General features: G+C 66.7%; 26 protein-coding genes, 2 tRNA genes and 1 pseudogene. 6 read left to right on the forward strand and 23 right to left on the reverse strand.

The genetic code is table 11. From position 1 onward, the window contains the following. Positions 1 to 620 precede the first annotated feature (620 nt). The 5 genes from G8O29_RS12060 to G8O29_RS12080 form a co-directional block, all read right to left on the reverse strand. Complete coding sequence (locus G8O29_RS12060; protein ID WP_207623803.1) at positions 621 to 1,694, reverse strand: ABC transporter ATP-binding protein; 1,074 nt, start codon at positions 1,692 to 1,694, stop codon at positions 621 to 623. Between the two features lie 23 nt (positions 1,695 to 1,717). Continuing rightward, positions 1,718 to 2,524: an ABC transporter permease gene (locus G8O29_RS12065; protein WP_166403496.1), complete on the reverse strand. Its 807-nt coding sequence runs from the start codon at positions 2,522 to 2,524 to the stop codon at positions 1,718 to 1,720. Continuing rightward, positions 2,521 to 3,390, reverse strand: coding sequence for an ABC transporter permease (locus G8O29_RS12070; protein WP_166403497.1), 870 nt, complete (start codon positions 3,388 to 3,390; stop codon positions 2,521 to 2,523). The genes G8O29_RS12065 and G8O29_RS12070 overlap by 4 nt, the downstream gene beginning before the upstream one ends. A 159-nt stretch (positions 3,391 to 3,549) precedes the next feature. After that, a complete protein-coding gene (locus tag G8O29_RS12075; protein WP_166403498.1) occupies positions 3,550 to 3,810 on the reverse strand; it encodes a hypothetical protein in 261 nt (86 codons plus the stop codon). A 120-nt stretch (positions 3,811 to 3,930) separates the two neighbouring features. Beyond that, a complete protein-coding gene (locus G8O29_RS12080; protein WP_166403499.1) occupies positions 3,931 to 5,334 on the reverse strand; it encodes an aminotransferase-like domain-containing protein in 1,404 nt (467 codons plus the stop codon). A 91-nt stretch (positions 5,335 to 5,425) separates the two neighbouring features. On the opposite strand from G8O29_RS12080, the gene G8O29_RS12085 reads away from it, so the two are divergent. Continuing rightward, the gene (locus G8O29_RS12085) at positions 5,426 to 5,629 is read left to right on the forward strand and encodes a DUF1127 domain-containing protein (protein WP_166403500.1); all 204 of its coding nucleotides are present in this window, start codon (positions 5,426 to 5,428) and stop codon (positions 5,627 to 5,629) included. Positions 5,630 to 5,678: 49 nt separating this feature from the next. On the opposite strand, the gene G8O29_RS18715 is transcribed toward G8O29_RS12085, so the two are convergent. The 5 genes from G8O29_RS18715 to G8O29_RS12110 form a co-directional block, all read right to left on the reverse strand. After that, positions 5,679 to 6,377, reverse strand: a complete 699-nt coding sequence (locus tag G8O29_RS18715) for a CatB-related O-acetyltransferase (RefSeq protein ID WP_207623796.1) — start codon at positions 6,375 to 6,377, stop codon at positions 5,679 to 5,681. Between the two features lie 116 nt (positions 6,378 to 6,493). Continuing rightward, complete coding sequence (rpsI, locus tag G8O29_RS12095) at positions 6,494 to 6,976, reverse strand: 30S ribosomal protein S9 (RefSeq protein ID WP_207623797.1); 483 nt, start codon at positions 6,974 to 6,976, stop codon at positions 6,494 to 6,496. A gap of 2 nt (positions 6,977 to 6,978) precedes the next feature. After that, the gene (rplM, locus tag G8O29_RS12100) at positions 6,979 to 7,443 is read right to left on the reverse strand and encodes a 50S ribosomal protein L13 (protein WP_166403501.1); all 465 of its coding nucleotides are present in this window, start codon (positions 7,441 to 7,443) and stop codon (positions 6,979 to 6,981) included. 256 nt (positions 7,444 to 7,699) lie between these two features. Next, a complete protein-coding gene (locus G8O29_RS12105; RefSeq protein WP_166403551.1) occupies positions 7,700 to 8,476 on the reverse strand; it encodes an SseB family protein in 777 nt (258 codons plus the stop codon). Positions 8,477 to 8,480: 4 nt separating this feature from the next. After that, a complete protein-coding gene (locus tag G8O29_RS12110; protein WP_166403502.1) occupies positions 8,481 to 9,065 on the reverse strand; it encodes a uracil-DNA glycosylase family protein in 585 nt (194 codons plus the stop codon). A gap of 218 nt (positions 9,066 to 9,283) precedes the next feature. On the opposite strand from G8O29_RS12110, the gene G8O29_RS12115 reads away from it, so the two are divergent. The 3 genes from G8O29_RS12115 to kdsA are packed head-to-tail and all read left to right on the forward strand — an operon-like array spanning position 9,284 to position 12,498. Further along, positions 9,284 to 9,937: an ABC transporter ATP-binding protein gene (locus tag G8O29_RS12115; protein ID WP_166403503.1), complete on the forward strand. Its 654-nt coding sequence runs from the start codon at positions 9,284 to 9,286 to the stop codon at positions 9,935 to 9,937. Next, on the forward strand, positions 9,921 to 11,645 hold the full coding sequence (locus G8O29_RS12120; RefSeq protein ID WP_166403504.1) for a KpsE/RkpR family capsule polysaccharide export protein: 1,725 nt from the start codon (positions 9,921 to 9,923) through the stop codon (positions 11,643 to 11,645). Before G8O29_RS12115 ends, G8O29_RS12120 begins: the two co-directional genes overlap by 17 nt. 22 nt (positions 11,646 to 11,667) lie before the next feature. Next, positions 11,668 to 12,498: a 3-deoxy-8-phosphooctulonate synthase gene (gene kdsA / locus G8O29_RS12125; RefSeq protein ID WP_166403505.1), complete on the forward strand. Its 831-nt coding sequence runs from the start codon at positions 11,668 to 11,670 to the stop codon at positions 12,496 to 12,498. Between the two features lie 88 nt (positions 12,499 to 12,586). Here kdsA and G8O29_RS12130 read toward each other — a convergent pair. After that, positions 12,587 to 12,661: transfer RNA gene (locus tag G8O29_RS12130), tRNA-Gln, on the reverse strand. A 113-nt stretch (positions 12,662 to 12,774) separates the two neighbouring features. Between G8O29_RS12130 and G8O29_RS12135 the strand changes: the two genes are divergently transcribed. Then, complete coding sequence (locus G8O29_RS12135) at positions 12,775 to 13,950, forward strand: BaiN/RdsA family NAD(P)/FAD-dependent oxidoreductase (protein WP_166403506.1); 1,176 nt, start codon at positions 12,775 to 12,777, stop codon at positions 13,948 to 13,950. A gap of 3 nt (positions 13,951 to 13,953) precedes the next feature. Here the strand turns inward: G8O29_RS12135 and G8O29_RS12140 are convergent, their stop codons facing one another. The 7 genes from G8O29_RS12140 to G8O29_RS12170 all read right to left on the reverse strand — a co-directional run bounded on the left by G8O29_RS12140 (position 13,954) and on the right by G8O29_RS12170 (position 21,028). After that, a complete protein-coding gene (locus tag G8O29_RS12140) occupies positions 13,954 to 14,676 on the reverse strand; it encodes a proteasome-type protease (protein ID WP_166403507.1) in 723 nt (240 codons plus the stop codon). 25 nt (positions 14,677 to 14,701) lie between these two features. Beyond that, positions 14,702 to 15,508 carry a transglutaminase family protein gene (locus G8O29_RS12145; protein ID WP_166403508.1) on the reverse strand — a complete coding sequence of 269 codons (807 nt, stop codon included), beginning with the start codon at positions 15,506 to 15,508 and terminating at the stop codon, positions 14,702 to 14,704. Further along, on the reverse strand, positions 15,508 to 16,458 hold the full coding sequence (locus G8O29_RS12150; protein ID WP_166403509.1) for an alpha-E domain-containing protein: 951 nt from the start codon (positions 16,456 to 16,458) through the stop codon (positions 15,508 to 15,510). The genes G8O29_RS12145 and G8O29_RS12150 overlap by 1 nt, the downstream gene beginning before the upstream one ends. Positions 16,459 to 16,462: 4 nt before the next feature. Beyond that, on the reverse strand, positions 16,463 to 17,854 hold the full coding sequence (locus G8O29_RS12155) for a circularly permuted type 2 ATP-grasp protein (protein WP_166403552.1): 1,392 nt from the start codon (positions 17,852 to 17,854) through the stop codon (positions 16,463 to 16,465). A 158-nt stretch (positions 17,855 to 18,012) separates the two neighbouring features. Then, positions 18,013 to 18,636 (reverse strand): dTMP kinase, encoded by a 624-nt coding sequence (gene tmk, locus G8O29_RS12160; protein ID WP_166403510.1) that lies wholly within the window; start codon positions 18,634 to 18,636, stop codon positions 18,013 to 18,015. Then, the gene (locus tag G8O29_RS12165) at positions 18,637 to 19,791 is read right to left on the reverse strand and encodes a D-alanyl-D-alanine carboxypeptidase family protein (RefSeq protein WP_166403511.1); all 1,155 of its coding nucleotides are present in this window, start codon (positions 19,789 to 19,791) and stop codon (positions 18,637 to 18,639) included. A 16-nt stretch (positions 19,792 to 19,807) separates the two neighbouring features. Next, positions 19,808 to 21,028: an SPOR domain-containing protein gene (locus G8O29_RS12170; RefSeq protein ID WP_166403512.1), complete on the reverse strand. Its 1,221-nt coding sequence runs from the start codon at positions 21,026 to 21,028 to the stop codon at positions 19,808 to 19,810. A gap of 297 nt (positions 21,029 to 21,325) precedes the next feature. Between G8O29_RS12170 and G8O29_RS12175 the strand changes: the two genes are divergently transcribed. Continuing rightward, positions 21,326 to 21,415, forward strand: a tRNA-Ser gene (locus tag G8O29_RS12175). 479 nt (positions 21,416 to 21,894) lie between these two features. Here G8O29_RS12175 and G8O29_RS12180 read toward each other — a convergent pair. From G8O29_RS12180 to G8O29_RS12200, 5 genes and pseudogenes are all read right to left on the reverse strand, one after another. Continuing rightward, positions 21,895 to 22,812, reverse strand: a complete 918-nt coding sequence (locus G8O29_RS12180; protein ID WP_367890173.1) for an ATP-binding protein — start codon at positions 22,810 to 22,812, stop codon at positions 21,895 to 21,897. Continuing rightward, on the reverse strand, positions 22,763 to 22,939 hold the full coding sequence (locus G8O29_RS18490; RefSeq protein WP_242679081.1) for a hypothetical protein: 177 nt from the start codon (positions 22,937 to 22,939) through the stop codon (positions 22,763 to 22,765). Before G8O29_RS18490 ends, G8O29_RS12180 begins: the two co-directional genes overlap by 50 nt. A 286-nt stretch (positions 22,940 to 23,225) precedes the next feature. After that, positions 23,226 to 23,456: pseudogene (locus G8O29_RS12190) on the reverse strand (IS110 family transposase); the annotation flags it as partial. 397 nt (positions 23,457 to 23,853) lie between these two features. After that, entirely contained in the window at positions 23,854 to 24,864 is a 1,011-nt protein-coding gene (locus G8O29_RS12195; RefSeq protein ID WP_166403514.1) for an energy transducer TonB, read from the reverse strand. Further along, positions 24,861 to 25,232: an ExbD/TolR family protein gene (locus tag G8O29_RS12200; RefSeq protein ID WP_166403515.1), complete on the reverse strand. Its 372-nt coding sequence runs from the start codon at positions 25,230 to 25,232 to the stop codon at positions 24,861 to 24,863. The genes G8O29_RS12195 and G8O29_RS12200 overlap by 4 nt, the downstream gene beginning before the upstream one ends. Positions 25,233 to 25,235: the final 3 nt, after the last annotated feature.

Below are 25,235 nucleotides of genomic sequence, written 5' to 3' on the forward strand. Positions count from 1 at the left end.
CCCTGGGTGGTTGGAGGGACAGGCCACGGGCCGGGCCGGCGGCAGCAAGCAAGGGCCGCGTGTGGCGAGGATCGTGTCCTGCGCCTGGGTCCTCCGGGTTTCCCGTGGCCCTTCTGGCCATGGCAGGTGCCGCATTGGCCTGCGGCGGGGTGCCAGCCTGCACGATCACGGCCCCGACCGATCAACCGCCGGACATCAGCCTTTCGGCAAATGGACCCGTTGTCGGCAGAGCGAAAAACGACTGCACGCCCTGCGCCATTTCGCAACGGCCGCACAAGAACGGGCAACGGATCCTTGTGGAGAAATGGACCGGCGACGGTGCGGTGGGCCGGGTTTGCGACGCCTGAATAGCCTGCGCCGAGGACGAGAGCCACCGAGGTCCGGCTCCGGTCTGACCGCTCGTCGGAGGCTTCACCCCCTCCTCGCTGACGCGACAGGCGTGACCAGGCGATGCGGAGCCTGTTCGCGGGACGGGAAGAGTGCGCCTGACTGCGGCAAACGAGAGGCACCGGGGCCTGGCCCCGCACGGGCCGCTCGTCGGGGGCTTCGCCCCTCCTCGCCCGGGAACACGCGGACAGATGGCCCGGCGACGAGGAGCGAAAGCGTACGAGGAGCCGCTGCTAGCGGAAAAGGACCAGGGCCGAGGGGCTCCAGGCGACGCGGACCTTCTCGCCCACATCCAGCACCGGGCGGCCGGGGACGTTGCGCATCGACAGGCGCACTTCCACGTCCGTCCCGCCAAGATAGACGTCGTAGTAGGTCATGTCGCCGAAGTAGATCACCTCGTCGATGACGCCATCCGTCTCGCGCTCGGGGGCTTTCTGATCGTCGTAGAGCAAGGTCAGCGTCTCGGGCCGCAGGCCCACGACGGGGCTTTCGCCGGCCTTGGCGGGGGCCTGGTCGATGTCCAGCATCACCCGGCCGAGGCCCTTGGCATCGACCTCCACGGCATTGCCGGTTTCCGACAGGATCGTCGCCGGGACGAAGTTCATCGTGCCGATGAAGTCGGCGACCTTCTTCGTCGCCGGGCGGCGATACAGCGTCTCGGGGTCGGCCAGCTGCGCGATCTCGCCTTCGAACATCACGGCGATGCGGTCGGACATGACCAGCGCCTCTTCCTGGTCATGGGTGACGAGGATGAAGGTGATGCCGACCTGACGTTGCAGCTTGATGAGCTCAACCTGCATGTGCTCGCGCATCTTCTTGTCCAGCGCAGAGAGCGGTTCGTCCAGCAGCAGCACCTTGGGCTTCAGAATCAGCGCGCGCGCCAGCGCCACCCGCTGGCGCTGGCCGCCCGAAAGCGCATGGGCAGCGCGGTTGCCGTAGCCCTTGAGGCCGACCATCTCCAAGGCTTCGGCAACGGCCCTCGCCTTCTCCTCCTTCGAGCGCGGGTCCTTGCGCAGGCCGAAGCCCACGTTTTCGGCCACCGACATGTGCGGGAAGATCGCGTAGCTCTGGAACACCATGTTGGTGGGGCGCGCGTTCGCGGCCACCCCGGCCATGTCCTTGCCGTCGATCATGATGACGCCCGAGGAAATGTCCTCGAACCCCGCGATGGTGCGCAGAAGCGTGGTCTTGCCGCAGCCCGAGGGGCCGAGGAGCGAGAAGAACTCTCCCGCCTTGATCGTGCCGTTGATCCCGCGCAGGGCGTGATAGTCGCCGTAGTACTTGTGGACGTCCTTGAACTCGATCATCGTCGCGCGGTCGTCGGAATAGGTCACAGGAATCCTCCGGCATCTTTGCCCCCGGCCTTGGCGATGCCGCGGCGGCGCATGTACTCGGCAAAGCCGAGCAGGATGATCGAGAAGCAGACCAGCACCGTCCCCAAGGCCAGCATCGAAGGCACCTTGGACGGAAAGCGGAACTGGCCGAAGATGTAGACCGACAGGATCGGCCGGCCCGAACCAAGGAAGTTCGCGATGATGAATTCGTCGAACGAGATGGTGAAGCAGATCAGGAACGAGGCCAGGATCCCCGGCATGACCAGGGGCAGGATGATGAGGCGGAAGGTGCTCCACTGCGTCTCGCCCAGATCGAGCGCCGCCTCTTCCAGCGAGCGATCGAGCGACTGGAAGGCCGAGGTCAGGATTGCGACGGCGAAGGGGGTGCAGATCAGGACCTGGCCCATGATGACGGTCAGCAGCGACAGGGGCACGCCGATCGACAGCAGCACGACCAGCAGCGACATGGCGACGATCATCTCGGGCAGGACCAGGGGCAGCATGATGAGGCCCATGAGCGGCGCCTTGCCCGGAAAGCGATAGCGCACCGAGGCGCGGGCCGCGAAGATGCCCAGGATGGTGGACAGCGTGGCCACCGACAGCGCGATGATCAGGCTGTTCTTGGCGGCGATGCGCAGGTTCTTGTCCGCCCACATCTCGACGAACCAGTTGGTCGTGAACCCCGACAGCGGGAAGGAGACGACCTTCGAATCGTTGAAGGCGAAGATCGGCAGCAAAAGGATCGGGCTGTAGAGGAACAGCAGGTAGAACAGCGTGAAGCCGCGCAGCCAGGGGGCCTTCATTTCGAGCCTCCGATGAAGCGGCGGTTGAGCAGCACGAAGACCACGCTGACGATACCGACCATCAGCATCGAGACCACCGCGAAGGCCGAGCCCTGCGGGTAGTTGCGCAGCTTCAGGAGGGCAGTCTCGATGAAGTTCGCGATCATCGGCTCGCGCCCGTCGCCGACGAGTTTCGGCGTCACATAGTCGCCCACGGTCGGGATGAAGACGATCAGCGCGGCGGCGATCACGCCGGGCATCGACAGGGGCAGCGTCACGCGCAGGAAGGTGACCCAGCGGCTTTCGCCGAGGTCCTGGCCGGCCTCGAGCAGCGAACGGTCAACCTTCTCCAGGCTGACGAAGATCGGCAGGACGGCGAAGGGGGCATAGGCATGCGCCAGGACGAAGATGATCGCCGGGATGCCGTAGCTGGAGAAGTTCAGCTGGGTGTTCATGATCCCCAGCGACATCAACGCCTTGTCGAGGATGCCGTCATAGCCGAGGATCACGAACCAGAGGCTGACGCGGATGATGTAGCTGGTCCAGAACGGAATGGTGATCAGGAACAGCCACAGGCTTTTCCGGTCGGGCTTGACGTGGAAGCTGACGAAATAGGCGACCGGATAGGCCAGCACCACGGTGATGAAGGTGACCGAAAGCGCCACCAGCAGCGATTTCAGCAGGATGTAGCCGTAGACGGGCTTCGACCAGAGTTCGGCATAGTTGGCAATGGTCAGAGGCAGGGACACATTGCCCCGCCCGCCGGTCATCATCGAATAGACCAGCACCGTCGCCAGCGGGAGCGCCAGCAAGACGATCACATATATCGCTGTCGGACTGATCAGCTTGAGACCAGCCCTGGCCTCGGATCTTGGCGTTGCAGCCATCTTGCCCCCCTGTCCCGCCACGCTTTGGTGGCCTTGTTATTTGATCAAATCTAACCCAGACGGCCACACCTCGGCAAGAGGGCCATCAATCGGCGGGCAAATCAACCCCGATGAGCAGGCAGACCGGGGAGGATCATGCCTCCTCGGTCCGCCCCTCGGTCACGAGGCGACGCGTTCGATCGCGATCGCCCGTTTCTTCAGCTCGTCGTAAAGCGTCGGCACCACGCGGATGGAGCCGACCGCGACGCGCAGCGCTTCGGCGATGCGGGCTTCGGAGGGGTCGTCGGAGGCCACGCGCCAGATCATCCGCCGCGCCACGCCGTCGTCATAGACGATCTCGGTGCTGCCAGCCATGGTCTTGCGCCAGCCAAGGAAATCCGCGCCACCATGCGGCGCGTGGAACGTATGTTGCAGTCCCATTTTTCGGACCTTCTTGTTTTCTGCTCGTGCCGAAAGGGTGCGGCAAGGGCGGCAAAGCGGTCAACGGGGCCTATGGGCAAATCCGCGTGAGCGAGTCCCTTTTGCAACAGGTCGGGAATTTCACACCAGCAGGTCGCTTGGCGGTCGGGCGAGGAGATCGGCGAGGGTGCGCATCGCGGTCTCGAAAGCGTCGCGGGGCAAGGCGGCGGCGATGGCGATGCGGACGGCGTTCGGGGCGCGGGCGTGGACGAGGGCGTATTCGTCGGCCGACCGGACCAGCACGCCGCGGCTTTCGGCGGTGCGCAGGAAGGTGGACGCGCGCCAGCCCTGCGGCAGGCGCAGCCAGACGAAGGGCACGCCGGGCTGCCAGCCCAGATCGAAGGCGCCAAGGTGATTGACCAGGATCTGCTGACGCAAGGCGAATTCGGCCTGGACGGCTTCGCGGATGCGCTGCGCAGCGCCAGTCTGGAACAGCCGCAGCATCAGGTCGGCCACGGGCCGCGAGAGGGCGAAGAACCCGTGCTGCGCCGTCAGCCGCCCGGCCTCGCCCATGCCCGCCGGACAGATCACATAGCCAAAGCGCAGCGCGGCCGACACCGTCTTGGAAACCGACCCCACCAGCCAGACCCTTTCGGGCGCAAGCGCGCGCAGCGAAGGAATGTCGGATACGGCCACGGAATAGCAGTCGTCCTCCAGGACCTGAAGGTCGTAGGCGCGGGCGATCTCGGCGATTTCCTGCCGCCGGCGGATCGGCATCCGGCCGGTGGTGGGGTTCTGCGCCTCGGTCGTCAGGCAGAGGACCTGCGCGCCGTGGCGGCGGCAGGCGGCCTCGAGCGCGGCGGGCACGATGCCGTGTTCGTCGATCTCGACCGCCACCACTTCCGCCCGGGCGGCGCGGGCGGCATAGCGGAAGCCCGGATAGGCCAGTTCCTCGATCAGCACCACGGGCCGCTCTCCGCGCAGGCAGCAATCGAAGATGAGGTGGATCGCGTTCTGCCCGCCATGGGTCAGCGCCACGTCCTCGGGACCGATGGGGCCAAGGATTCGGTCGCCCATCCAGCGCACCACTTCGGCGCGCAGGGCGGCCTCGCCCATCTGGCTGGTGTAGTCGAGCCAGCCCTGCCCCGTCGTCGTCGCCATGTCCAGCAGTGCGGCACGGAAGGCCTCGGCCTGGCCCACCTCGGGCACCTGCGGCGGGCGCAGATCGACAAGACCCGTCGTGCCGCCGGTGATCCTTTCGGTGTAAAGCGGCTGGGTCGGCCCCAGGCGCGGCGTCTGCGCCGCAACGAAGGTCCCCCGCCCCACCGTGGCGGCAAGAAGCCCCTCTTGCGTCGCCAGCTGATAAGCCCGCGCCACGGTCCCCGGCGTCAGATGCAGCCGCCAGGCCAGATCCCGCACCGTCGGCAGCTGCGTATTCGCCGGAAGCTCGCCGCTGCGGATCGCTTCGCGCAGCGCCCGGGAAAGGGCAAGATACTTCGGACCGGGGAATTGAGTCAGATCGGGAGACCAACTTGTATCAGTCACAATAATCCTCTGGCGACTCATTTGCGGAGAGAGCTACATTGTTCCTACAGAGACTGGCTTATTGTATCAATACAAATCGCAGGAGGCGCAAATGCCCCAGACCCAGATCCAGACCCGTTCGCTGCACGCCGGCAGGGGCTTCGTTGCACGCAGCCTGACCGCATTGACCGAAGCCCTCGCCCGCCGCCGCGACCGCCAGCACCTGGCCCATCTGGACGCGCATCTCTTGCGCGACATCGGGTTGGACGCGCAGGAGGCCCGCCGCGAAGCCGCCAAACCCTTCTGGCAGCCTTGACCGCCAGTTCCCCCGAGCGTTCGCGCTCTTACCCCTGAACTGGGCCGGGTCACACCGGCCCGTTTTTTTGGTCTCGGCGGCGGGACGGGTCACTGGCGACGATCTCTTCCATCCTGTCCAGGATCGCGTCGTCGGGCGGCATCGACAGAAGCGGCACCAGCTCTCGGATCGTGGCCTGGGAACAGTCCCACCAACGCAGCGCGTGAAGCCGGCGCGAAATGGCTTCCTGAAAGCGCGGCCTGATGAGGCGGGCCGGGTTGCCGCCCCAGATCTCGTAGGGGCCGACCGATTTTCCGACGGTGGAGTTCGCGGCAATCACCGCCCCGTCCCCGATCGTCACGCCGGACATGATGGTGACGTTCATCCCGATCCAGACGTCGTTGCCGATGACGACATCGCCATTGGTCTGCGGATGCCCGACGATATCGCGGCCACCGAAGGCGCCGACGAAGACATGGCCGAAGGGATAGGTGGTGCCCCAGTCAACGCGGTGATTGCCGCCGAGGAATACCGTCAAGCCGTATGCGACGGAGCAGAAAGCCCCCACTCTGAGCGCAGCGCCTTCTCCCCACTGCCGGATTGCCGAGTGTTCCACCCCATAGCTGAAGCGACCGATCTCGACGACCGAAGCCCCGACCTTGCCCGACCATCCTTCCTCGGCCAATCCAGACAGCCAGGGCCGGTCCTTGCGGGTCAGTACCTTTTTCCACCTACGCATTTTGATATCACCCCTGAAGTTGGTACACACGCCAACTCCTAACTTTGACCAAATCCCGAAACAATCGATGCAGGAAATTGAAAAGGCCCGCCGATCGGGCGGGCCTTCTGTGGTTTGCTGCGCTGTAGCACAGCCCGGGATAGCGGTTATCGCTTGGAGAACTGGAACGACCGGCGGGCCTTCGGCTTGCCGTATTTCTTCCGCTCGACGACGCGGCTGTCGCGGGTCAGGAAGCCCGCGGCCTTCAGCGCGGGGCGCAGGGCGGGTTCGTACAATTGCAACGCCTTGGAGATCCCGTGCTTCACCGCACCGGCCTGGCCCGAGAGCCCGCCCCCGGCGACGGTCGCGTAGACATCGAACTGGCCTTCCACGTTCGCCACGGTGAAGGGCTGCTTCAGGATCATCTGCAGCACGGGACGGGCGAAGTAGACCGCCATTTCCTTGCCGTTGACCACGACCTTGCCGGAACCGGGCTTGACCCAGACGCGGGCGACAGCATCCTTGCGCTTGCCGGTCGCGTAGGAACGGCCCAGCTTGTCGCGGACGGGAACGCGCGGAGCGGCCTCGACAGCGGCGGGGGCCGAACCGACGGCCGATTTCAGGTCATCGAGAGATTTGATGTCGGCCATGATCACGCGCTCCGGGTGTTCTTCGGGTTCATGGACTTGACGTCCAGAACGGTGGGCTGCTGCGCCTCATGCGGGTGCTGGCTGCCGGCATAGACACGCAGGTTGGTCATCTGCTGGCGGCCCAGGCGGTTGCGGGTGATCATGCGCTCGACGGCCTTGACCACCACACGCTCGGGGTGGGCGCCTTCCAGCACCTGCCGCGCGGTCCGGCTCTTGATGCCGCCGGGGTGGCCGGTGTGCCAGTAGTAGACCTTTTCGTCGCGCTTCTTGCCGGTCATCTGCACCTTGTCGGCGTTGATGACGATGACATTGTCGCCCATGTCCATGTGGGGAGTGAAGGTCGGCTTGTTCTTGCCGCGCAGGATGTTGGCGACGATCGTGGCGAGGCGGCCCAGCACAACGCCCTCGGCGTCGATCAGGATCCACTTCTTCTCGATGTCCGCCGGAGTAGCGGTGAAGGTTTTCATGGCTTTCCCAAAGAAGAAGGGGGCAAGATGCCCCCGGAAACTCGGATGCAGGCTTATCGCCGAAGCTCCACGCAGCGTCAAGCGCCGCGCCCAAGATTTAACATAGCAAAATCAATGCTCTGCAAGAGCGGTATCTAGTTACCCCATTTTTCAGCTTGCCCATGTGCCAAATACTCTCGCCGAAGGCCACCCGAGCCGGTTGGCCGGAACGGCCAGAGGCGAGACAAGGGCTTGCGCCGCAAGGCGCTCAATTTCCTTACCGCAGCTTCGGCGGGCGCGAGGGGTCCATGCCGGGGGCTGCCGGGGTCAAGGCCTGAACCTCGGGGGGCGGCAGGTCAAAGCGCAGCGCGACGCGAGCCATGACGGCGGCGGCGGGGTCCGAGGCACGGAGGAAGGCCACGTCCAACTCGCCTGCCTCGATGCCAGAGAACACCAGCGCCTCGTTCATCGCCCGGGCAAGCGCCGCCTCGGCGCCCTCGGCCGCGTCCAGAACCGCCAGAAGATGCCCGCGCCGCCCGTCGCGATAGACGACTCCGGCCAGAAGTGCCGCGGTGGCAAGGCCCCCTGCCCGCGCCAGCTTGGCATCCAGCGCTGCGATCACCGCCTCGGGCACGGAGGGCGGCAGGAAGTCCTGCGGCAGGGCCCGAACCTCCTCCGGCCCGCCGTCCAGCGTCTCGGCCAGCCAGTCCATCGCCTCGGGCGGGAGCAGCATCGACGAAGGTGCCACGCCCAGGTTCACCCCCATGCCGATCCCCTGCCCTTTCAGAAGCCCCGCGATCACCCGGCCCGGCAGCGCGGCATAGGGGGTGATCCCGCCGGTGAAGCTGGCCAGCCGCTCCTCGCTGTCGAAGACCAGGACCACGGGGCCGTCCTCAAGCTGGAACACCTTCGGCTCCAGGCTGTCGCCCTGGGCTTCGCGTTCCAGGAGGATCACCATCTCGCCATCGGCGAGGCGTTCGAAGAAGCGCAGGCGCAGCGCCTCGTTCCCGGGGTCGGCCGAGACGGCGGCGTGGGCGGCATCGAGCAGGGTCACGAGTTCAGACATCCAGCACCTCTCGCACCCGGGCGCGCAGGGCCGGAAGAAGCTCGGCCCGGAACCACGGATGGCGTTTCAGCCACCCCGTATTCCGCCACGAGGGATGCGGCAAGGGAAAGACGCCACGCAAGGCCGGGGCGCGCCAATCGGCCACGGCCTGCGTCACGTCCCGCAGGCCCAGATGCCAGCGGATTGCAGCCCCGCCGACAAGAAGGGTCAGCGGCAGAGGGCCAAGGCTGTCCATCACGCGCGCGCGCCAGGTCTGCGCGCAGACCGGCGGCGGCGGCAGGTCCGCGCCCCTGGCGTCATAGCCGGGAAAGCAGAAGGCCATCGGCACGATCGCCACGCGGGACAGGTCGTAGAACTCGGCCGCGGTCACCCCCATCCAGTCGCGCAGCCGGTCGCCGGAGCGGTCGGTGAAGGGCCGACCGCTGTCATGCACCCGCGCGCCAGGGGCCTGGCCGGCGATCAGCAGCCGCGCGCCCGGGCGGAACCAGACGACGGGGCGCGGCTGGTGGGCGGTCGCGGTGGCGGCAAAGCGCCCGCGACACAGCTGACAGGCCCGGATTTCGGCAGCAAGCGTCATGGCGCGACCCTGACTGCTTGCCGCCCACTGCGCAAGGCGGGCCTTGGCCGGCGGCCCCTGCCGATGCAGGGGGGTGACGGATGCGTGAACAGGCGGCAGCTCCGGGCCCGAAATCCCTGCTTTCCCCGTTGCTGCCCTTTCAAGGCCACAAACCCGATGTTAACGATATGCCGGTAATCGGGACACAGACGCCCGACCGCCGGGTACCGAGGCCATCGATGATCGAGTTCCGCAACGTATCGAAGTCGTTCTGGACCGGGAAGCAGCGCAAGGTGATCCTTGACCGCGCCTCGTTCCGCATCGACCTCGGCAATTCGATGGGGATCCTGGCCGCGAACGGGACCGGCAAGACCACGATCATCAACATGATGGCGGGCCTGGAAAAGCCGGACGAGGGCACGATCCGCAAGACCTCGCGCGTGTCCTTCCCGCTGGGGTTCATGGGCGGGGTGAACAACAAGCATTCGGCCCGGGAAAACTGCCGCTACATCGCGCGGCTCTACGGGCTTGACCCGGATTATGTCGAAAGCTTCTGCCGCTGGGTCTGCGGGCTTGGCGAATATTTCGAGATGCCGCTGGCCACCTATTCCTCGGGCATGCGGTCGCGCTTTTGCTTCGCGCTGCTTCTGTCGATCGAGTTCGACATCTACCTGATCGACGAAGGCATGCCCGCCACTTCGGATGTCGAGTTCAACCGGAAGGCGGGCAACATCCTTCAGGAACGGCTGAAGCAGGCGACCGTCGTCATCGTGTCGCATTCGGCCAAGACGCTGGAACGGTTCTGCCGGTCGGCGGCGGTGCTGAAGGACGGCAAGCTCTACCAGTTCGAGACCCTTGAAGAAGCGAAACGTCTTTATGACTACCAATCCTAAGGCCGCCCGCTATCACACCCGCCGGGTCGAAAGACCGGCCCTTCCCGAAGCGGGCGGCGACGGCACGGGGATCTTCGACACCCATGAGGACGGGTTCGGCAACCTCGACTTCCGGCGTGACGCGGATCGCCCCGGGCCGGCGGCCGCCCCCGTCGCGGAAACGACCGAGGGCGCGGAACCGGCCCGGGCGACCGCGCAGGCCCCCGCCGCAGAGGCCGGGACGCCCGAACAGGTCGAGGCGGCCCTGGCGGCGATCGCTGCCGAAGGCCTGACCAGCCGCCAGTTGCGGCGCGCGCTGCTGATCGCCGAAAAGCACGGGATCAGGCCCGTCTCGGAATTCGACGCCGTCCGCCAGTTGCGCGAGGCCGGGATCGACCCCTTCTCGCGCGCCTCGCTGCTGCGGATCGTCAGTTCGAACAGTGCGGATGCCGGCGCGGATGCGCCACCACCGCCCCGGGCCAGCCGCGAGCTGACGCGCCTGCCGGGCGACCAGGTGCAGTTGCCGAAGAAGGTGAAGCCGATCGCCGTACCTTCGACCGAGCAGCGCGCCGAGGTCAATCAGGCGGCAGAAATCCTGCGGATGCAGAAGGACATCGCCCGCCGCCGCCGCCGCAGGCTGGCGCTGCTGGGCGCAAGGCTCTTTGCCTTCGTGATGCTGCCCACCTTCCTGGCCGGCTGGTATTTCTACATGATCGCCACGCCGATCTATTCGGTGCGCAGCGAGTTCGTTATTCAGCAGGCCGGCCCCGCCTCTTCGGGCGGATCGCTGGGCGGGCTGTTCTCGGGCACGGCCTTCGCGACCTCGCAGGATTCGATCGCCGTGCAGGGCTATCTGCAATCGCGCGAGGCGATGGCGCGGCTGGATGCCGACCTTGGCTTCCGTCGTCATTTTCAGGACGAACGCTTCGATCCGCTGCAAAGGCTGGACCCCGATGCCTCGCTGGAGGCGGCCTACAAGGTCTACAAGAAGTTCCTGAAGATCTCGTTCGACACGACTGAGGGCGTGATCCGGATGGACGTGATGGCCGCCGATCCCCAGGTCGCGGCGGACTGGTCGCGCCAGCTGATCTCCTATGCCGAGGGCCAGGTGGACCACCTGACGCAACGGCTGCGCGAGGACCAGATGCGCGACGCCCAGGCCGGATATGACGCGGCCCAGGAAGCGCTGCTCGCCTCGCAGCGCCGACTGATCGAGTTGCAGGAGAAGTTCAAGATCCTCTCGACCGATTCCGAGGTCGGGCTGATCGTCGGCCAGATCAGCGGGCTTGAGAGCCAGCTGACCCAGGAACGGCTGTCGCTGGCGCAGATGGAAGCGAACCCCAACCCGAACCAGGCGCGGATGGAGCCGGTCAAGCGCCGGATCGCCACGCTGGAGGGCGAGGTCGCGGCGCTGCGTGCCCGGCTGACGGAAAACAGCGGTGGCGTGACCAGCCTGGCCGAGGTGCAGGGCGAGCTTCTGGTCGCCCAGGCGGACATGCAGACGCGGCAGATGCTGCTGGCCCAGGCGCTGCAATCGATGGAAACCGCGCGGATCGAGGCGAACCGTCAGGTGCGCTATCTGTCGCTGTCGGTCAGCCCGATCCCGCCGGACGAGCCCTCCTATCCCCGCGCCTTCGAGAACACGCTGGTCACCATGTTGATCCTTCTGGGGATTTACCTCATGGTCTCGATGACCGCCGCGATCCTGCGGGAACAGGTCTCGTCGTAAGGATCGGACGCAAGGATTTGGCATGAAGGATGTGAAGATCGGCGGGCTGACCGTCGGCAACGACCGCCCGCTTCTGGTGATCGCGGGACCGTGCCAGCTTGAAAGCCTCGACCATGCCCAGATGATCGCGGGGCAGATGGCCGAGGCCTGCCGGGCCGCGGGCGCGCAATACGTGTTCAAGGCAAGTTACGACAAGGCCAACCGCACCTCGCTGTCCGGCAAGCGGGGCCTCGGGATGGAGACGGGGCTGAAGATCCTGGCCGCGGTGCGCGCGATGGGGATGCCGGTCCTGACCGATGTGCACGACGCCGCCCAGGCGCGCGCGGCGGCGGGGGTGGTCGACGTGATCCAGATCCCGGCCTTCCTGTGCCGCCAGACCGACCTCTTGCTGGCCGCCGGCGAGACCGGGGCGGTGGTGAACATCAAGAAGGGCCAGTTTCTGGCGCCCTGGGACATGGCGAATGTGGCGGCCAAGGTCGCCTCCACCGGGAACGACCGCATCCTGCTGACCGAGCGCGGGGTCAGCTTCGGCTACAACGCGCTGGTGGCCGACATGCGCGCGCTGCCGATCATGGCGCGGACCGGCTGGCCGGTGGTCATGGATGCGACCCATTCCGTACAGCAGCCGGGCGGACAAGGCAGCAGTTCGGGCGGCCAGCGCGAATTCGCCCCGGTGATGGCGCGCGCCGCGGTGTCGCTGGGCATCTCCGGGGTCTTCATCGAGACGCACGAGGAGCCAGACCGCGCACCGTCGGACGGACCGAACATGGTCCCTCTGCACCAGATGCCGTCCCTGGTCGAAAGCCTGATGGAGTTCGACCGGCTGGCCAAGGCCAATCCGCTGCGGGTTTGAGGCCGGGCCGCACCGGCCAGGCGGACGCGCGCCCGTTCCCGCGCTGGGCCAGCTGCCCGACCGGATTTCCGCGATGTTCGGGTAAGGTTGGCTGGGGCGCTAGGATTCGAACCTAGGTATGGCGGTACCAAAAACCGCTGCCTTACCACTTGGCGACGCCCCAACCGTGCGGCGGTGTTTAGCGAAGGGACTTGGGGCGTGCAAGGCCCCAGCGCGGAAATTTTCGGTCATGCGTCACGGCTTGCCGGACCCGGTGCCTGCAGCTAGGACGGGCGCATGGCATGGGACGCGATCATCCTGGGCGCCGGGGCTGCCGGCATGATGGCGGCGATCGAGGCCGGGCGGCGCGGTCGCCGCGTGCTGGTCATTGACCATGCCAGGGCCCCGGGCGAGAAGATCCGAATCTCGGGCGGGGGGCGGTGCAACTTCACCAACCTCGGCATCGCGCCCGAGCGATTCCTGTCGCAGAACCCGCGCTTTGCCCTGTCGGCGCTGAAACGGTTCACGCAGTGGGATTTCATCGCCCGGATCGATGCCGCCGGCATCGCCTGGCACGAAAAGACCCTCGGGCAGCTGTTCTGCGATGGCCCTGCGACGCAGGTCGTGGCGATGCTGGTCGGCGACATGGAACGCGCCGGCGTCACGCTGTGGCTGGACTGCGCCCTGGGCGAAGTGCGGCGAGAGAACACGCGGTTCACGGTCGCGACCCCGCGCGGGGTACAGAAGACCAAGGCGCTGGTCGTGGCGACCGGGGGCAAGTCGATTCCGAAGATGGGAGCGACGGGATTCGGCTACCAGCTGGCCGAACGCTTCGGCCTGCCCCTGGTCCAGACCCGGCCCGCGCTGGTGCCGCTGGCCTTTGCCGAACAGGAACTGGCCTGGATGCGACCTCTCGCCGGAGTTTCGGTCCATGCCCGGGTCAGCGCGGGGCGGACCGGCTTTGACGAGGCGCTTTTGTTCACCCATCGCGGCTTGTCGGGACCGGCGATCCTTCAGGTCTCGTCCTACTGGCGCGAGGGCGATCCGATCCTGGTCGATCTGCTGCCAGGCCAGGACATGGCGGCGGGTCTCAGGGCGGCAAAGGCGGCACAGGGCAAGGCCGCCCTGCGCACGGTCCTTGGCCACTGGTTGCCGGACCGGCTGGCGCGGCAACTGGCCGAGGCATCCGGCGTCACGGGCCCGTTGGCGGAACTGCCGGGCGCGGCGCTGGACCGGATCGCGGCGGGGATCAACGCCTGGCGGTTGGTGCCGGTCGGCACGGAAGGCTACCGCACCGCGGAAGTCACGCTGGGCGGGGTGGACACCAGGGCGCTGGACGGGCGCACGATGCAGGCCCAGGGGGTGCCGGGCCTCTACTTCATCGGCGAAGTGGTGGATGTCACCGGCTGGCTTGGCGGCTACAACTTCCAGTGGGCCTGGTCCAGCGGCTGGGCCGCGGGACAGGCGCTGTAGACCTCAGATCACGATCTTCGCGAACCCGTCGCGCAGCGCGTTCGACCAGGCCTCGGACATGGCGCGGAAGGCCGGATCGCCGGCCTCGATCCGCCGCGACTGGCTGATGCGGCAGGCGTCGCGTTCGATCACGCAGAGGTCCAGCGGCATGCCGACCGACAGGTTCGACCGCAGGGTCGAATCCATCGACAGAAGCACCGCCTTGGTGGCATCCGACAGGCTGGTCGTGGGCTTCACCACCCGGTCCAGGATCGGCTTGCCGTATTTGTGCTCGCCGATCTGGAGGAAGGGCGTATCCTCGGTCGCCTCGATGAAATTGCCCTCCGGGTAGATCAGGAACAGCCGCATCGTCCCGCCCTTGCGCTGGCCGGCGACGATCATCGAGGCCGATGCGCCCTGCATCACCGACAGCTTCTGGTCGATCTCGGCCCGGACGCGCGCCAGGCGGTCCCCGACGATCTCGGCCACCTTCAAAAGCGTGGGCGCCAGCATGATCGAGGTTTCCGGCGTGGCCTCGGGGTCCTCGATCGCCTCGCGCAGCTGGGCGATGGTGGTCTGCGAGACCGAGAGGCTGCCTGCCGTCATGATGACGATCACGCGTTCGCCCGGTTCCACGAAGGTGAACATCTTGCGGTAGGTGGAGATGTTGTCGAGCCCCGCGTTCGTGCGCGTGTCCGACAGCAGCACCATGCCGTCGTTCAGAAGAAGGCCAACGCAGTAGGTCATGAACGGTCCCCGTTTACCGCGCAGACTATTGGGCCGTCTGGAGAACCGCAACCGTCACATCCATGACCTCGACCGCGGCCCCGCGCGCGATCCCGCGGATCGGTGCTGCATCCTGCGCGTCGAAGCCCGAGCCGAGCCGGATGTAGCGGTCGTCGGGGCAGGCCCGGTTGGCCGGATCGAACCCGACCCAGCCAAGCCCGGGAACATGCAGCTCGGCCCAGGCATGCGCGGCCTCATGCGCGCTGCCGTCCGCGCTTGCGGACAGGTATCCCGAGACATAGCGCGCCGGAATCCCACGGATCCGGGCGACGGCGATCAGGGCATGGGCATGATCCTGGCAGACGCCCTCGCCCAGGGCCAGCGCCTCGGCTGCGGTGGTATGGGCATGGGTGACACCGGGGCGGTAGGCGATGGCATCCGAGACCGCGGCCGACAGGGCATGGGCCAGTTGCAGCAGATCCTCCCCGCTGGCGGACCGGGCAAGCGTCACCAGCGCGACATCGGCGCGGGTCGGTGTCGTCTCGCGCAGATAGCAGTCCGGCGGCACGGTTTCGCGGTGGCCGCGCAGGACGCCTGCAAGATCCGTTGTCTCGACCGTGCCCCGGACCGCAACCGCGATCTCGCTGACCGGGCCGGCGATGGTCCAGCCCTGCACCAGGTCCCCTGCCCCGTCGCGATGCTGCGCACCCTTCACGCCGCCGGTCACCGTCACCTCCCAGTCGATCACCTTCTGGCCAGCGAAGACCGAGGGCGAGAGCCGATGGCTTTGCACGACCGACCTCACCGGGTGGTCGTAGGCGTAGCGGGTCACATGGTCGACGGTCAGGCGCATCAGCGCATCTCTCCGCTGAGGTAGCTGTCGTGGATCGCCGTGGCCAGCGTGGCGGCTTCGGTGATGTAGCGGGTGAGGAATTCGTGCAGACCTTCCTCGAAGATCCGGTCGACGGTCACGCTTTCGATCCCGGCCAGCAGGGCGCGGGCGCAATCCTGCGCCGCGGTCTCGCGGCCGTAGGCCTTGGCGATGCGGCCGAGGTGGTTCACGAGTCCTGCGGTGCAGGTCGCCAATGATCGCGGCGACTGCGGGTTGCGGATCAGGAAGTCGGCGATCTTCGAGGCCGTGACCTCGCCGCCATAGGCCCAGTGGAAGGCGCGCAGCGCCCCCATCGCGCGCAGAAGCGTGGACCACTGGTAGTTGTCCAGCCCCGAGCCGACGAAATCGACGCGCGGCAGAAGAACGTAGTATTTGACGTCCATCAGCCGGGCCGTGTTGTCGCCGCGTTCCAGATAATAGCCGATATTCAGGAAGTTGAACCCGTCATTGCGCAGAAGCGTGGCGTCGATGGCACCACGCAGCATGGCGGCGTGGCGCATGGTCCAGTCGGTCAGGCGCGACAGGTCCAGCGTCGAGCGTTCGGCCCGCTCCAGCTGGCGCAGTTCCTGGAAGGCGGTGTTCAGCGCGTCCCAGACCTGGGTGGTCAGTGCGGTGCGGACGATGCGGCCGTTTTCGCGGGCGGCGGTGATGCAACTGGCGATGGAGGACGGGTTGTCGCGGTCGAAGAACAGGAAGCTTTCGATATTGCGCTGCACCGGGTCGCCGTATTTGGCAGCGAAGGCATGGGCCATGCCGGTGGCCTGCAACAGGCTGTCCCATTCGCTGCGATAGCCCTGCGCCGAGGGCAGCAGGCTGATCCGGCTGCCCACCTCCAGCAGCCGCGCGACCGTGTCGGCGCGCTCCATGTAGCGGGCGATCCAGTAGAGGTTGGCAGCGGTGCGGCTCAGCATGTCCCTACTCCGCCAGAACCCAGGTGTCCTTGACCCCGCCGCCCTGGCTGGAGTTCACCACCAGCGAGCCCTCCGTCAGCGCCACCCGCGTCAGACCGCCGGGGACCAGTTCGATCCGTTCGCCGACCAGGCAATAGGGGCGCAGGTCGACGTGGCGGGGGGCGATGCCTTCCTCGACGAAGGTGGGCACGGTGGACAGCGCCAGCGCGGGCTGGGCGATATAGTTTCCGGGATCCTCGATCAGCTTTGCGCGGAAGCGGTCGATCTCGTCCCGGCTGGCCTTGGGACCCACCAGCATGCCGTAGCCGCCCGAGCCATGGACTTCCTTCACCACCAGGTCCGGCAGCTTGTCCAGCACCTGCGCAAGGTCATTGGGCCTGCCGCATTGCCAGGTGGGCACGTTCTGAAGGATCGGCTCTTCGCCGAGGTAGAAACGGATCATGTCGGGGACGTAGGTATAGACCGCCTTGTCGTCGGCCACCCCTGCCCCCGGCGCCGAGCAGATCGAGACCCCGCCCGAGCGGTAGACATCCATCAGGCCGGGGATGCCCAGCATGGAATCGGGGCGAAAGCAGAGCGGGTCGAGGAAGGCATCGTCGATCCGGCGGTAGATCACGTCCACCCGTTTCGGGCCTTCCGTGGTGCGCATCCAGACGCATTCGCCTTCCACGAACAGGTCCTGGCCTTCGACCAGCTCCACCCCCATCAGGTCGGCCAGCAGCGAATGTTCGTAATAGGCGCTGTTGAAATGGCCGGGGGTAAGGATCACCACCGTCGGCTCGCCCGCGCATTTCGCCGGGGCGACGCTGGCCAGGGTGCGGCGCAGTTTTTCCGAATAGGTATCGACGGGTTCGATCCGGTTTTCGCGGAACAGGTGCGGGAACATCCGCATCATGATCTCGCGGGATTCCAGCATGTAGCTGACGCCCGAGGGCGTGCGGCAATTGTCTTCCAGCACGTAGAACTGGTCCGGCCCGGTGCGGACGATATCGACGCCGACGATGTGGGAATAGACGCCCTTGGGTGGCACAAAGCCTGCGACGGCCTTTTCGTAAGCCTCGTTCTGATAGACCAGGCGCCCGGGGATGCGGCCAGCACGGATGATTTCGCCGCGCCCATAGACATCGACTAGGAAGGCGTTCAGCGCCTGCGCGCGCTGCTTGATGCCGCGTTCGAGTTTTGCCCATTCCATCGCGGAAAAGACCCGGGGGAACATGTCGAAGGGAATGAGCCGGTCGGGGTCGCCGCCTTCGCCATAGACCGCGAAGGTGATGCCGATGCGGCGGAACAGCGCCTCGGCCTCGGCCTGCTTGAGGCTGCGCAGCTCTTCCGGCATCGTCGCGACCCAGTCCTGCAATCTTGCATAGGGTGCCCGGACTTCGGTTCCCTGGAACATCTCGTTGAACTGGGCCACCACTAACCCCCTGCGCGTCCTGTTCCGACTAGAACAGAGCACATGCCAGGGGAAAAGAGCTTCCGGGAAGTTTGCGCTCGCCCCGCAATCGGATGCTCAATTTTTGGGCCGACAGCGCCGGGGCCTCGGTCGGTGCCGGGTCAGATCCGGGGAAGGACCGGGCGGAGGGCGTCCAGTACGCGGGCGGCGACGGTGTCGGGATCGCCGCTGGCGTCGATGATGCGGAACCGCGGTTCCCGGGCGGCAAGCGCCAGAAAGCCCTCGCGGGCGCGGGTCTGGAAGGCAAGCCCCATGTCCTCGAACCGCATCTCCGTGCCGGGGCGGGCCTGCGCGCGCGAAAGGCCCAGGGCCGGGTCGAGATCGAACAGCAGCGTCACGTCCGGTTCGATCCCGATCATCAGCGCGTGCAGCCGGTCCACCACCCCGGCCAGATCGCCGCGGGTGATGCCCTGGAAGATCCGCGTGGAATCGGCGAAGCGGTCGGTGATGACGATCTCGCCGCGCAGAAGTGCCGGGCGGATGGTCTTTTCCAGATGGTCGCGCCGTGCGGCGGTGAAGAGAAGGATCTCGGTTTCGGCCGACCAGCGGTCGCTGGCGCCTTCAAGGACCAGGCGGCGGATCTCTTCCGCGCCCGGACTGCCGCCGGGTTCACGGGTCAGGGTGACGGCATGGCCCGCGCGGCGCAGGGTTTCGGCAAGGCGCCGGCCCTGCGTGGACTTGCCGGACCCGTCGATGCCTTCCAGCGAAAGGAAAAGCCCGGCCATTCAGCTGGCCGGTGCCCCGATGTAGCGGGCATAAAGCGCGCCTGCGGCCGTGGTCAGCCGCCCGAGGAAACCGGCCTTTCCGACATCGGTCTCGGCCACCAGGGGCACTCGGCGGTCGGGCAGATCGGGGGAATGGACAATCAGCTCTGCGACCGGGGCCCCCCGCCTGACCGGGGCGATCAGCGGGCCGTTGTAGACGACCTCGGCGGTCAGGCTTTCCTGGACCAGCGCGGGGACCAGCATGCGGATGTCCTCGGCCGGAACCAGGCCCACGGTCGGGGTGGCACCCATGTGCACCTCGGCCTCGGCCACCCGGACGCCGGCCCTGGCGATGGTCTTTTCCGAGAACTGCCGGAAGGCCCAGCCGACGATGCGTTCGGCCTCTTCGGCGCGGGCCCGGTCCGAGGGCAGGCCGGTGATCGCGAAGATGATCCGCCGGTTGCCCTGCTTGGCCGAGCCGACGAGGCCGTAGCCGGCCTCGGAGGTGTGACCCGTCTTCAACCCGTCGGCGCCGATGCCCAGCGTCAGGAGCGGGTTGCGGTTGAAGCGGTTGTCCGGGGCGCGGTTCTTGTAGTTGTACTCGGTCTCGGCGAAGATCGGATAGTATTCCGGGAAGTCCTGGATCAGGCGCCGGGCCAGGATGCCAAGGTCGCGCATCGACATCCGGTGGTTGGGGTCGGGCCAGCCGCTGGCATTGGCAAAGACCGAGGCCGTCATTCCCAGCGCCCTCGCCCGTTCCGTCATCTGCCGGGCGAAGGCCTCTTCCGTCCCGGCCAGCCCCTCGGCGACGACGACGCAGGCATCGTTGCCCGAGTTCACGATCATGCCGTGGATCAGGTCGTTGACCGTCGGCCGGTCGGTTTCCTGCAGGAACATGGTCGAGCCGCCCATCGCCTTGGCCCGGGACGACACCGCAAAGGGCGTGTCCATCGTGACGCGGCCATCCTTCAGGGCCTCGAACAGCATGTTGATGGTCATCAGCTTGGACATCGAGGCCGGCGGCAGCGGCTGGTCGGCGTTCTTGTCCATCAGGACGGTGCCCGTGGTCATGTCATAGACCCAGGCGGCCGTGGCGGCCGTCTCGAAGGCGCGCGCCGGAAGGGCGGCCAGCGCGACGGCGATCAGGGTCAGGGCAAGGCGCAGTCGGTTCGGCATGACGGGCGATCCCAGCTTACTTCAGGAAATAGGCGTCTGCGAAGCCGGCGGCCTTGATCTTCTTCAGCACCGCCTCGTCGCCCTGGACCACCACGCCCCAGACCGCCTGCCCGCCCTTCTCCGACTTCTGCGGCGTGGCAGTCAGGCCGATCTTTGCCAGGGCCTCGGCGGCGCGCCGGGCATTTTCCTCCTTCGAGAAGGAAGCGACCTGGATCGGCCGGACCGGACCGCTGGCAACGACAGGGGCCGCAGCTTCCGCGGCGGGGGCCGCCGGCTTCGCTGCGGTGGTCGCGGCGCCGCCGACGACCTTGCGGGTGCTGTCAGCTGCGGGCTTTGCAGCCACGGCTTCGGGCTTGCGGGCGTCCAGCGGTGCAGCCTCGATCGGGGCGACGGCCACCGTGGCGGCAGTGGCGGTCGGGGCGACAGCCGACCCCGTGGCACCGCCAGCGGTCTGCGCGGCCTCGGCCTCGGCGGCGGAAGCAGCGGCCCTCGCCTCGGCTGCTGCGCGCCGCTTCGCCTCGCGCTCGGCCTTGGCCTCGGCGCGGCGTTCCTTCCAGGTCTTGCGCTTCGGCGGCTCCTCGGCCGCAACAGCGGCGGCGCCCGCAACGGTGCCGGCAGCGGCGCCGGTTGCAGCCCCTGGCGCAGCAGCCGGCGCCCCCGAAGCCGCCGGCGCCGGTTTGCCGGCATCAACCGCCGCAAGCGCTGCCGAGGCAATTGCGGCAGCCTCGCCGGACTTCGTATCGGTCGGTTTGGTCCCGGCCGCCTGCGCCGCTTCGGCCGCAACCGCCGCAGGCGCCGCAGTCTTGACCTCTTCCTTGCGCAAGGCGACCACCCGGATCTCGGTCGGCTGTCCGGCAAGGATGCCCAGCGCCTCGGCCGCGTCGGACGAAAGTTGCAGCCGCGGGCCGGGGTTTTCCCGTTCGCGCCGGAACAGCGCGCCGGTGACCGACTTGCCGGTCGCCTGGTTGACGATCAGCGCGCGTTCCGGGTTCTTGACCGAGGGCGCGGCGACCCAGATGCCGCCCAGCGAAGGCCGCCCGTCCCACAGCGCCTTTTCGGTCGCCTGAAAGACCTCGGGTGCCTCGACGTCGCGGGTTCCGGCCTTCGTGCCGCCCGTAGCCGCAGCAAAGCTTGCCCCGCCCCCGTCGGCCCCGCCCCTGCCGCCCTCGACGCACCCTGTCAGCAAGCCCGCTGCTGCCAGGCCGATGATCGTGAACCGAAGCCCTGCTCTTGCCATCTTCCGCCCTCAGAACCGCACAGTCTGTCCGCTGCGCTTAAACGATGATGTTTCCCCGGGGTCCGGGCACATGCACCCGCGGCTTGTGTCGCCACTTTTCCCCAGGGGTCCGCCTGCAATTTGTGGTCAGCATACCGATTTGCGCAAGCAGTGGGAAGGGCACAGGCATGCTTGCCCCTTCACGATCAGCGGAATTCGCCACTGCGGCCGTCCCGTGGCGGGACAAGGACGGACTTTCAGAATCGAGCTGCGCCGTTTATGCGGGCAGCGCGATCCGGGCAGGGTTTCGGACCGCGGGGAAGTGTGGCCGAGTGGTTTAAGGCTCTGGTCTTGAAAACCAGCGTGGGGGAAACTCCACCGTGGGTTCGAATCCCACCGCTTCCGCCACTTGCCCTTGAGAAAGCGTTCTCCCGATCCGGCTCCGGCCGGATTTTCTCGTTGTTTTCGAGGGTTATACGGGAGGGGCTGAACACCGGCCCCGGTGGCAAGAGCCTCGGAAGCGGTCTCTCCGGGCCGATATTCTCCGGACCTCTCGACCTGCATGAGTCAGTGCAGAGTCCTTAAGTCCTTCGAAAAAATGAAGAAATCCGAGGCCAGACCTGAACACTTCGACGCCAGTCGCACGGTCGAGATGGAACTGGCATCGAAAATGGCATCGCTGTGCTGAACGAACCCGAAGCATCGTTACCCTCGCTCGCCAGCGATGGACTGTCTCGCAATTACGTCCCGCATCGAGTGCACAGCGCGCAAAGTGTTATTCACAGCGTCTGGAGCTTCCCGCCGCATTTATCGGCTTGTCCCAGTCGTCGAGGGGCAAGCGAACACTTGCGCGAGGATGCGCTCGCGGCGAACGATTTTCGGCGGCCTTACCAGGCCTTGATCTTCCTCGCGGAAGGATCATTCCGCCGCCGGATATAGGCTTGGCCAGTCTGCAAAGTTGTTAGGTTCACGCCCTTGCCCAGCACCCGTGCGGCGCTCCCCGGTTTTGCATTGGTCGAGAAGGCGGCGACCAGCCCCATCTGATCAAGGAAATCGTCATCCTCACCCTGGAAATCGTCGGGCGATTGCGACACCAGCATGATCGCACCGCCCTTTGACCGGCTCATGCGGATCAGGCGTGAGAGCGAGGGCAGCTTCGTTCCCAAAATCTGGTGCGCCTCATCAACCATGCACAAGATGCGCAGACCCCGCGCGCCGTCTGCACTGCTCTGAGCATCCACCAAGCTGTTGAGATACTGGTCGAGCGCATCCAGCAGCAGATTGACAACAATCGTGCGACTGTCCTCAGCCACGTTCGGCGGCAGCTTGATGATCCAGCTCTTTTGGAAGAACTCCGCGGGGCTCAGGGTAGGTTGGAAAAGCGGAAAGCGGCAAATCTCATCCATCGTCGAGATCGCTCCGTCTTCCCTCATCTCGTGTTCGGCATATACGCTGCTCAGGGCATCGCGGATGTGATGCAGCTCGCAGGGGCTCTCACTCCTGAGCGCCCGACTGGCCGCCTCATGGAGAGCCGTGCGCTGCCGATCTCCGAGGCGGCTGCCTTTCAGCCGCGCGAAAGACTCCCGGAACCTTGAGGCCGCTTCGGCAATGCCGATTTCATCACGGGCATTAATGGAGAGCACATCCAGAGGTATTGGCATGCGCGGCGGTTCGATCACTTCAGCTTCAAATGCATCGCCGAGCGAAGACGCGTCCTGGCGCGTCCCTGTGAACCCCGCTAGGTCGCCCTTGAAGTCAAACGCCAGCAGTGGAACCGGAGCCTTCTCGCGGATCGCCCGCAGTATCGCGGCGGCCGTGACGGTCTTTCCAGATCCGCTTCGGCCTATGATAGCGCTGTGCGGTGATGCTGTCTATGATGTGCTGGACGACGAGCGGGCTCTCGACGAGCGTGTCGTTGGCGACGATGTGCACCTGACGCCTCCGCTCGCTTGGGGGCAATGCCATGAGCATCTCGAAGACCAGATGGGCAACTAGTGTGCTATCCTTGCCGCCCGAATAGCCAATGATCCAAGGATAGGGGTGAGGCTGCCGGTACTCATCAAGCAGCTCGGCGCGTATGTGCTGGAAGGCCTTGGCGTGGTCGTCATCTGCCCGGATGACCTCAGCAATACCAACCCCATAGCCTGCTCCTGTTTCCCATTTTTCTTGTTTATTTGGTGTAGCAGCCGAACGGCCCTACCGTAAATCGCGGATGACCCATCTCGGTCAACTGACGATGCAGGCCATAGCCGCAGGGACCGGCCTCGTAGCAGAAGCGCAAGGTGCCATGCGCCTTCAGCAACTTGGCCACCAGCTTGCGCACCGCCTCGCGCGTGTTGGCGATCTCGCCCAGATAGCGCACCTCGCCGCCGCGCCGGTCCTCGGCCACCGCGACCGCTATCGTTTCTTTGTGCACGTCGAGACCGACAAATGCTGTATCCTCTCCCATGGCTCGTCTCCTCGTGTATGGGGCGTCTCTACCCGCGCCGCGCGGGCAATCCCCGTCATAACACGACGGGGGCGAGCCACCCCGAAACGAACATTGGGTCCTTCGTGGCGATATTCGTATGCTGGCGGGCGAAGCGCGGCATATCGCCAGCGACAGGGCCGGATTTTCGGGAAGCCACCCGGAAGCCAGCGCTGCCTGAACCCTTCTGAATCCCTGCAAATTCAAACCCTTGATGCTGGACACCCCTGGCGGCCGCTGGACCCCGCACGGAGTCCAGTCTGGACCCCGGAGTCCGGAAGCCAGGGGTATCCATCCTGATCCGAGGAGTCACCCGACGATGACCCTGAGCTTTGCCCCGGACCGGATCGAGACGTGGCCGCCGGGCAGGGTTGAAACCCTATCCACGGCTTTCGTAGGCGACCTGAAACCGCCTTTGAGCGCCTGCCGGGGGGACGGGGAATGGTGCGGCGCGGCGCAGGTGGTCTACCGCCGCGGCATCAATGGCCTCGTTGCCCGACGAGGTGAGTATTCGGACACTGGCCAAGGAACCGTTCGCGGCGATCTCGAACCCTACAACCGCCGTGCCGCGCGCACCGACCTGCGGCTTTCGAGTACGGCTGATCTTGCGCATGACGGAGCCGGGGTAATTCGACGCAGCCGCATTGCCGGTCTCGCTTGCGACGGGGCCCTTGCCCGGAGCCTCGCTTAAAGTGCCCTGCTCGGTCCCCTCGACCAGGCCCTTGCGCTCTGCTTCGGCGGCCCCTGCCTCGGCGGCCGATGATGGCTTGGGCTTTGCCTTGGTCTTCCGCTCCGGCGCGGCTTCGGGCGTGGGCGCGACGCGTACGGATGTTTCCGGCGTCTGCCTTGGGCGGGGACGCGGGCTTGTCGCCAGGGCCGTCGCGGGGTCGACTGCCGGAATTGTCTCGCGCGGCGGAGCGGGTGTCAGGGCGGCTGGCAGAGGTGCAGCAAGCGCCGCGCGAAGGGTCTCGGGGGGCACCGCGGTCCCCTGCGGGATGGCGGCGGGCGCGACTTCAGCGATCGGTTCTTGCAGGGATACGGTTGCCGCAGCCTCCGGCGGGACTGGCGCGAGTGGCGGTGGCAGGGTTGCCGGAACCGTCGCGGGAACCTCGGCGGGCGCGGCTGTCTCAGCCTGGGTTTCGACAGGAACCAAGGCCGCATCCGGAGCGGGATCGGGTGCCAGGGCAGCCGGAGTCGGCGTTGCGGTCGCCAGCCCCGGCACCGACACGGCGCTGCCGGCCGCGACATCGGCAAAGCTGTTGCCCAAACGGGCTGCCGCGGGTGCGGTTCCGGCGATCTCCGGGCCGTCCGGTTCGCCCAGGATCATCGCCCCGCCAAGATGGGCCAGGACCGACAGCGCCCCGAAGACCATCGCGCCCCGGACCCTCATGGCAGGGACCGCTCGGCCACGATGACGATGTCGGAGGCACCCGCCTCCTTCAGCGCAAGCCCGAGGGCGATCAGGCCTTCGGCAGGCAGGGCGCGGTCGGGAACGATGCGCACGGTTCCCCCGGCGGCGCCCGCCTCGGCCGCCGTGACCGCCCGGCCGCGCTGCAAGAGCGTGCCGTCCGCAAGCACGAGCAGCCCGTCGGGCGGCGGGGCCGCCACCAGGTCGCGGGCGTTCACCAGCGTCAGGCGCGGGTCGCGGGCCGGGGCAAGCGTCCCGGCCACCAGAAAGAAGATCAGCATCAGGAAGACGACGTTGATCAGCGTGATGGTCGGCTCGCGGCTGCTGCGGCGGAAGGGTTTCCTCTGCATCGG

Origin of the sequence: Rhodobacter calidifons (genome assembly GCF_011174775.1) — a bacterium.
In the GTDB taxonomy this organism is placed as follows: domain Bacteria; phylum Pseudomonadota; class Alphaproteobacteria; order Rhodobacterales; family Rhodobacteraceae; genus Tabrizicola; species Tabrizicola calidifons.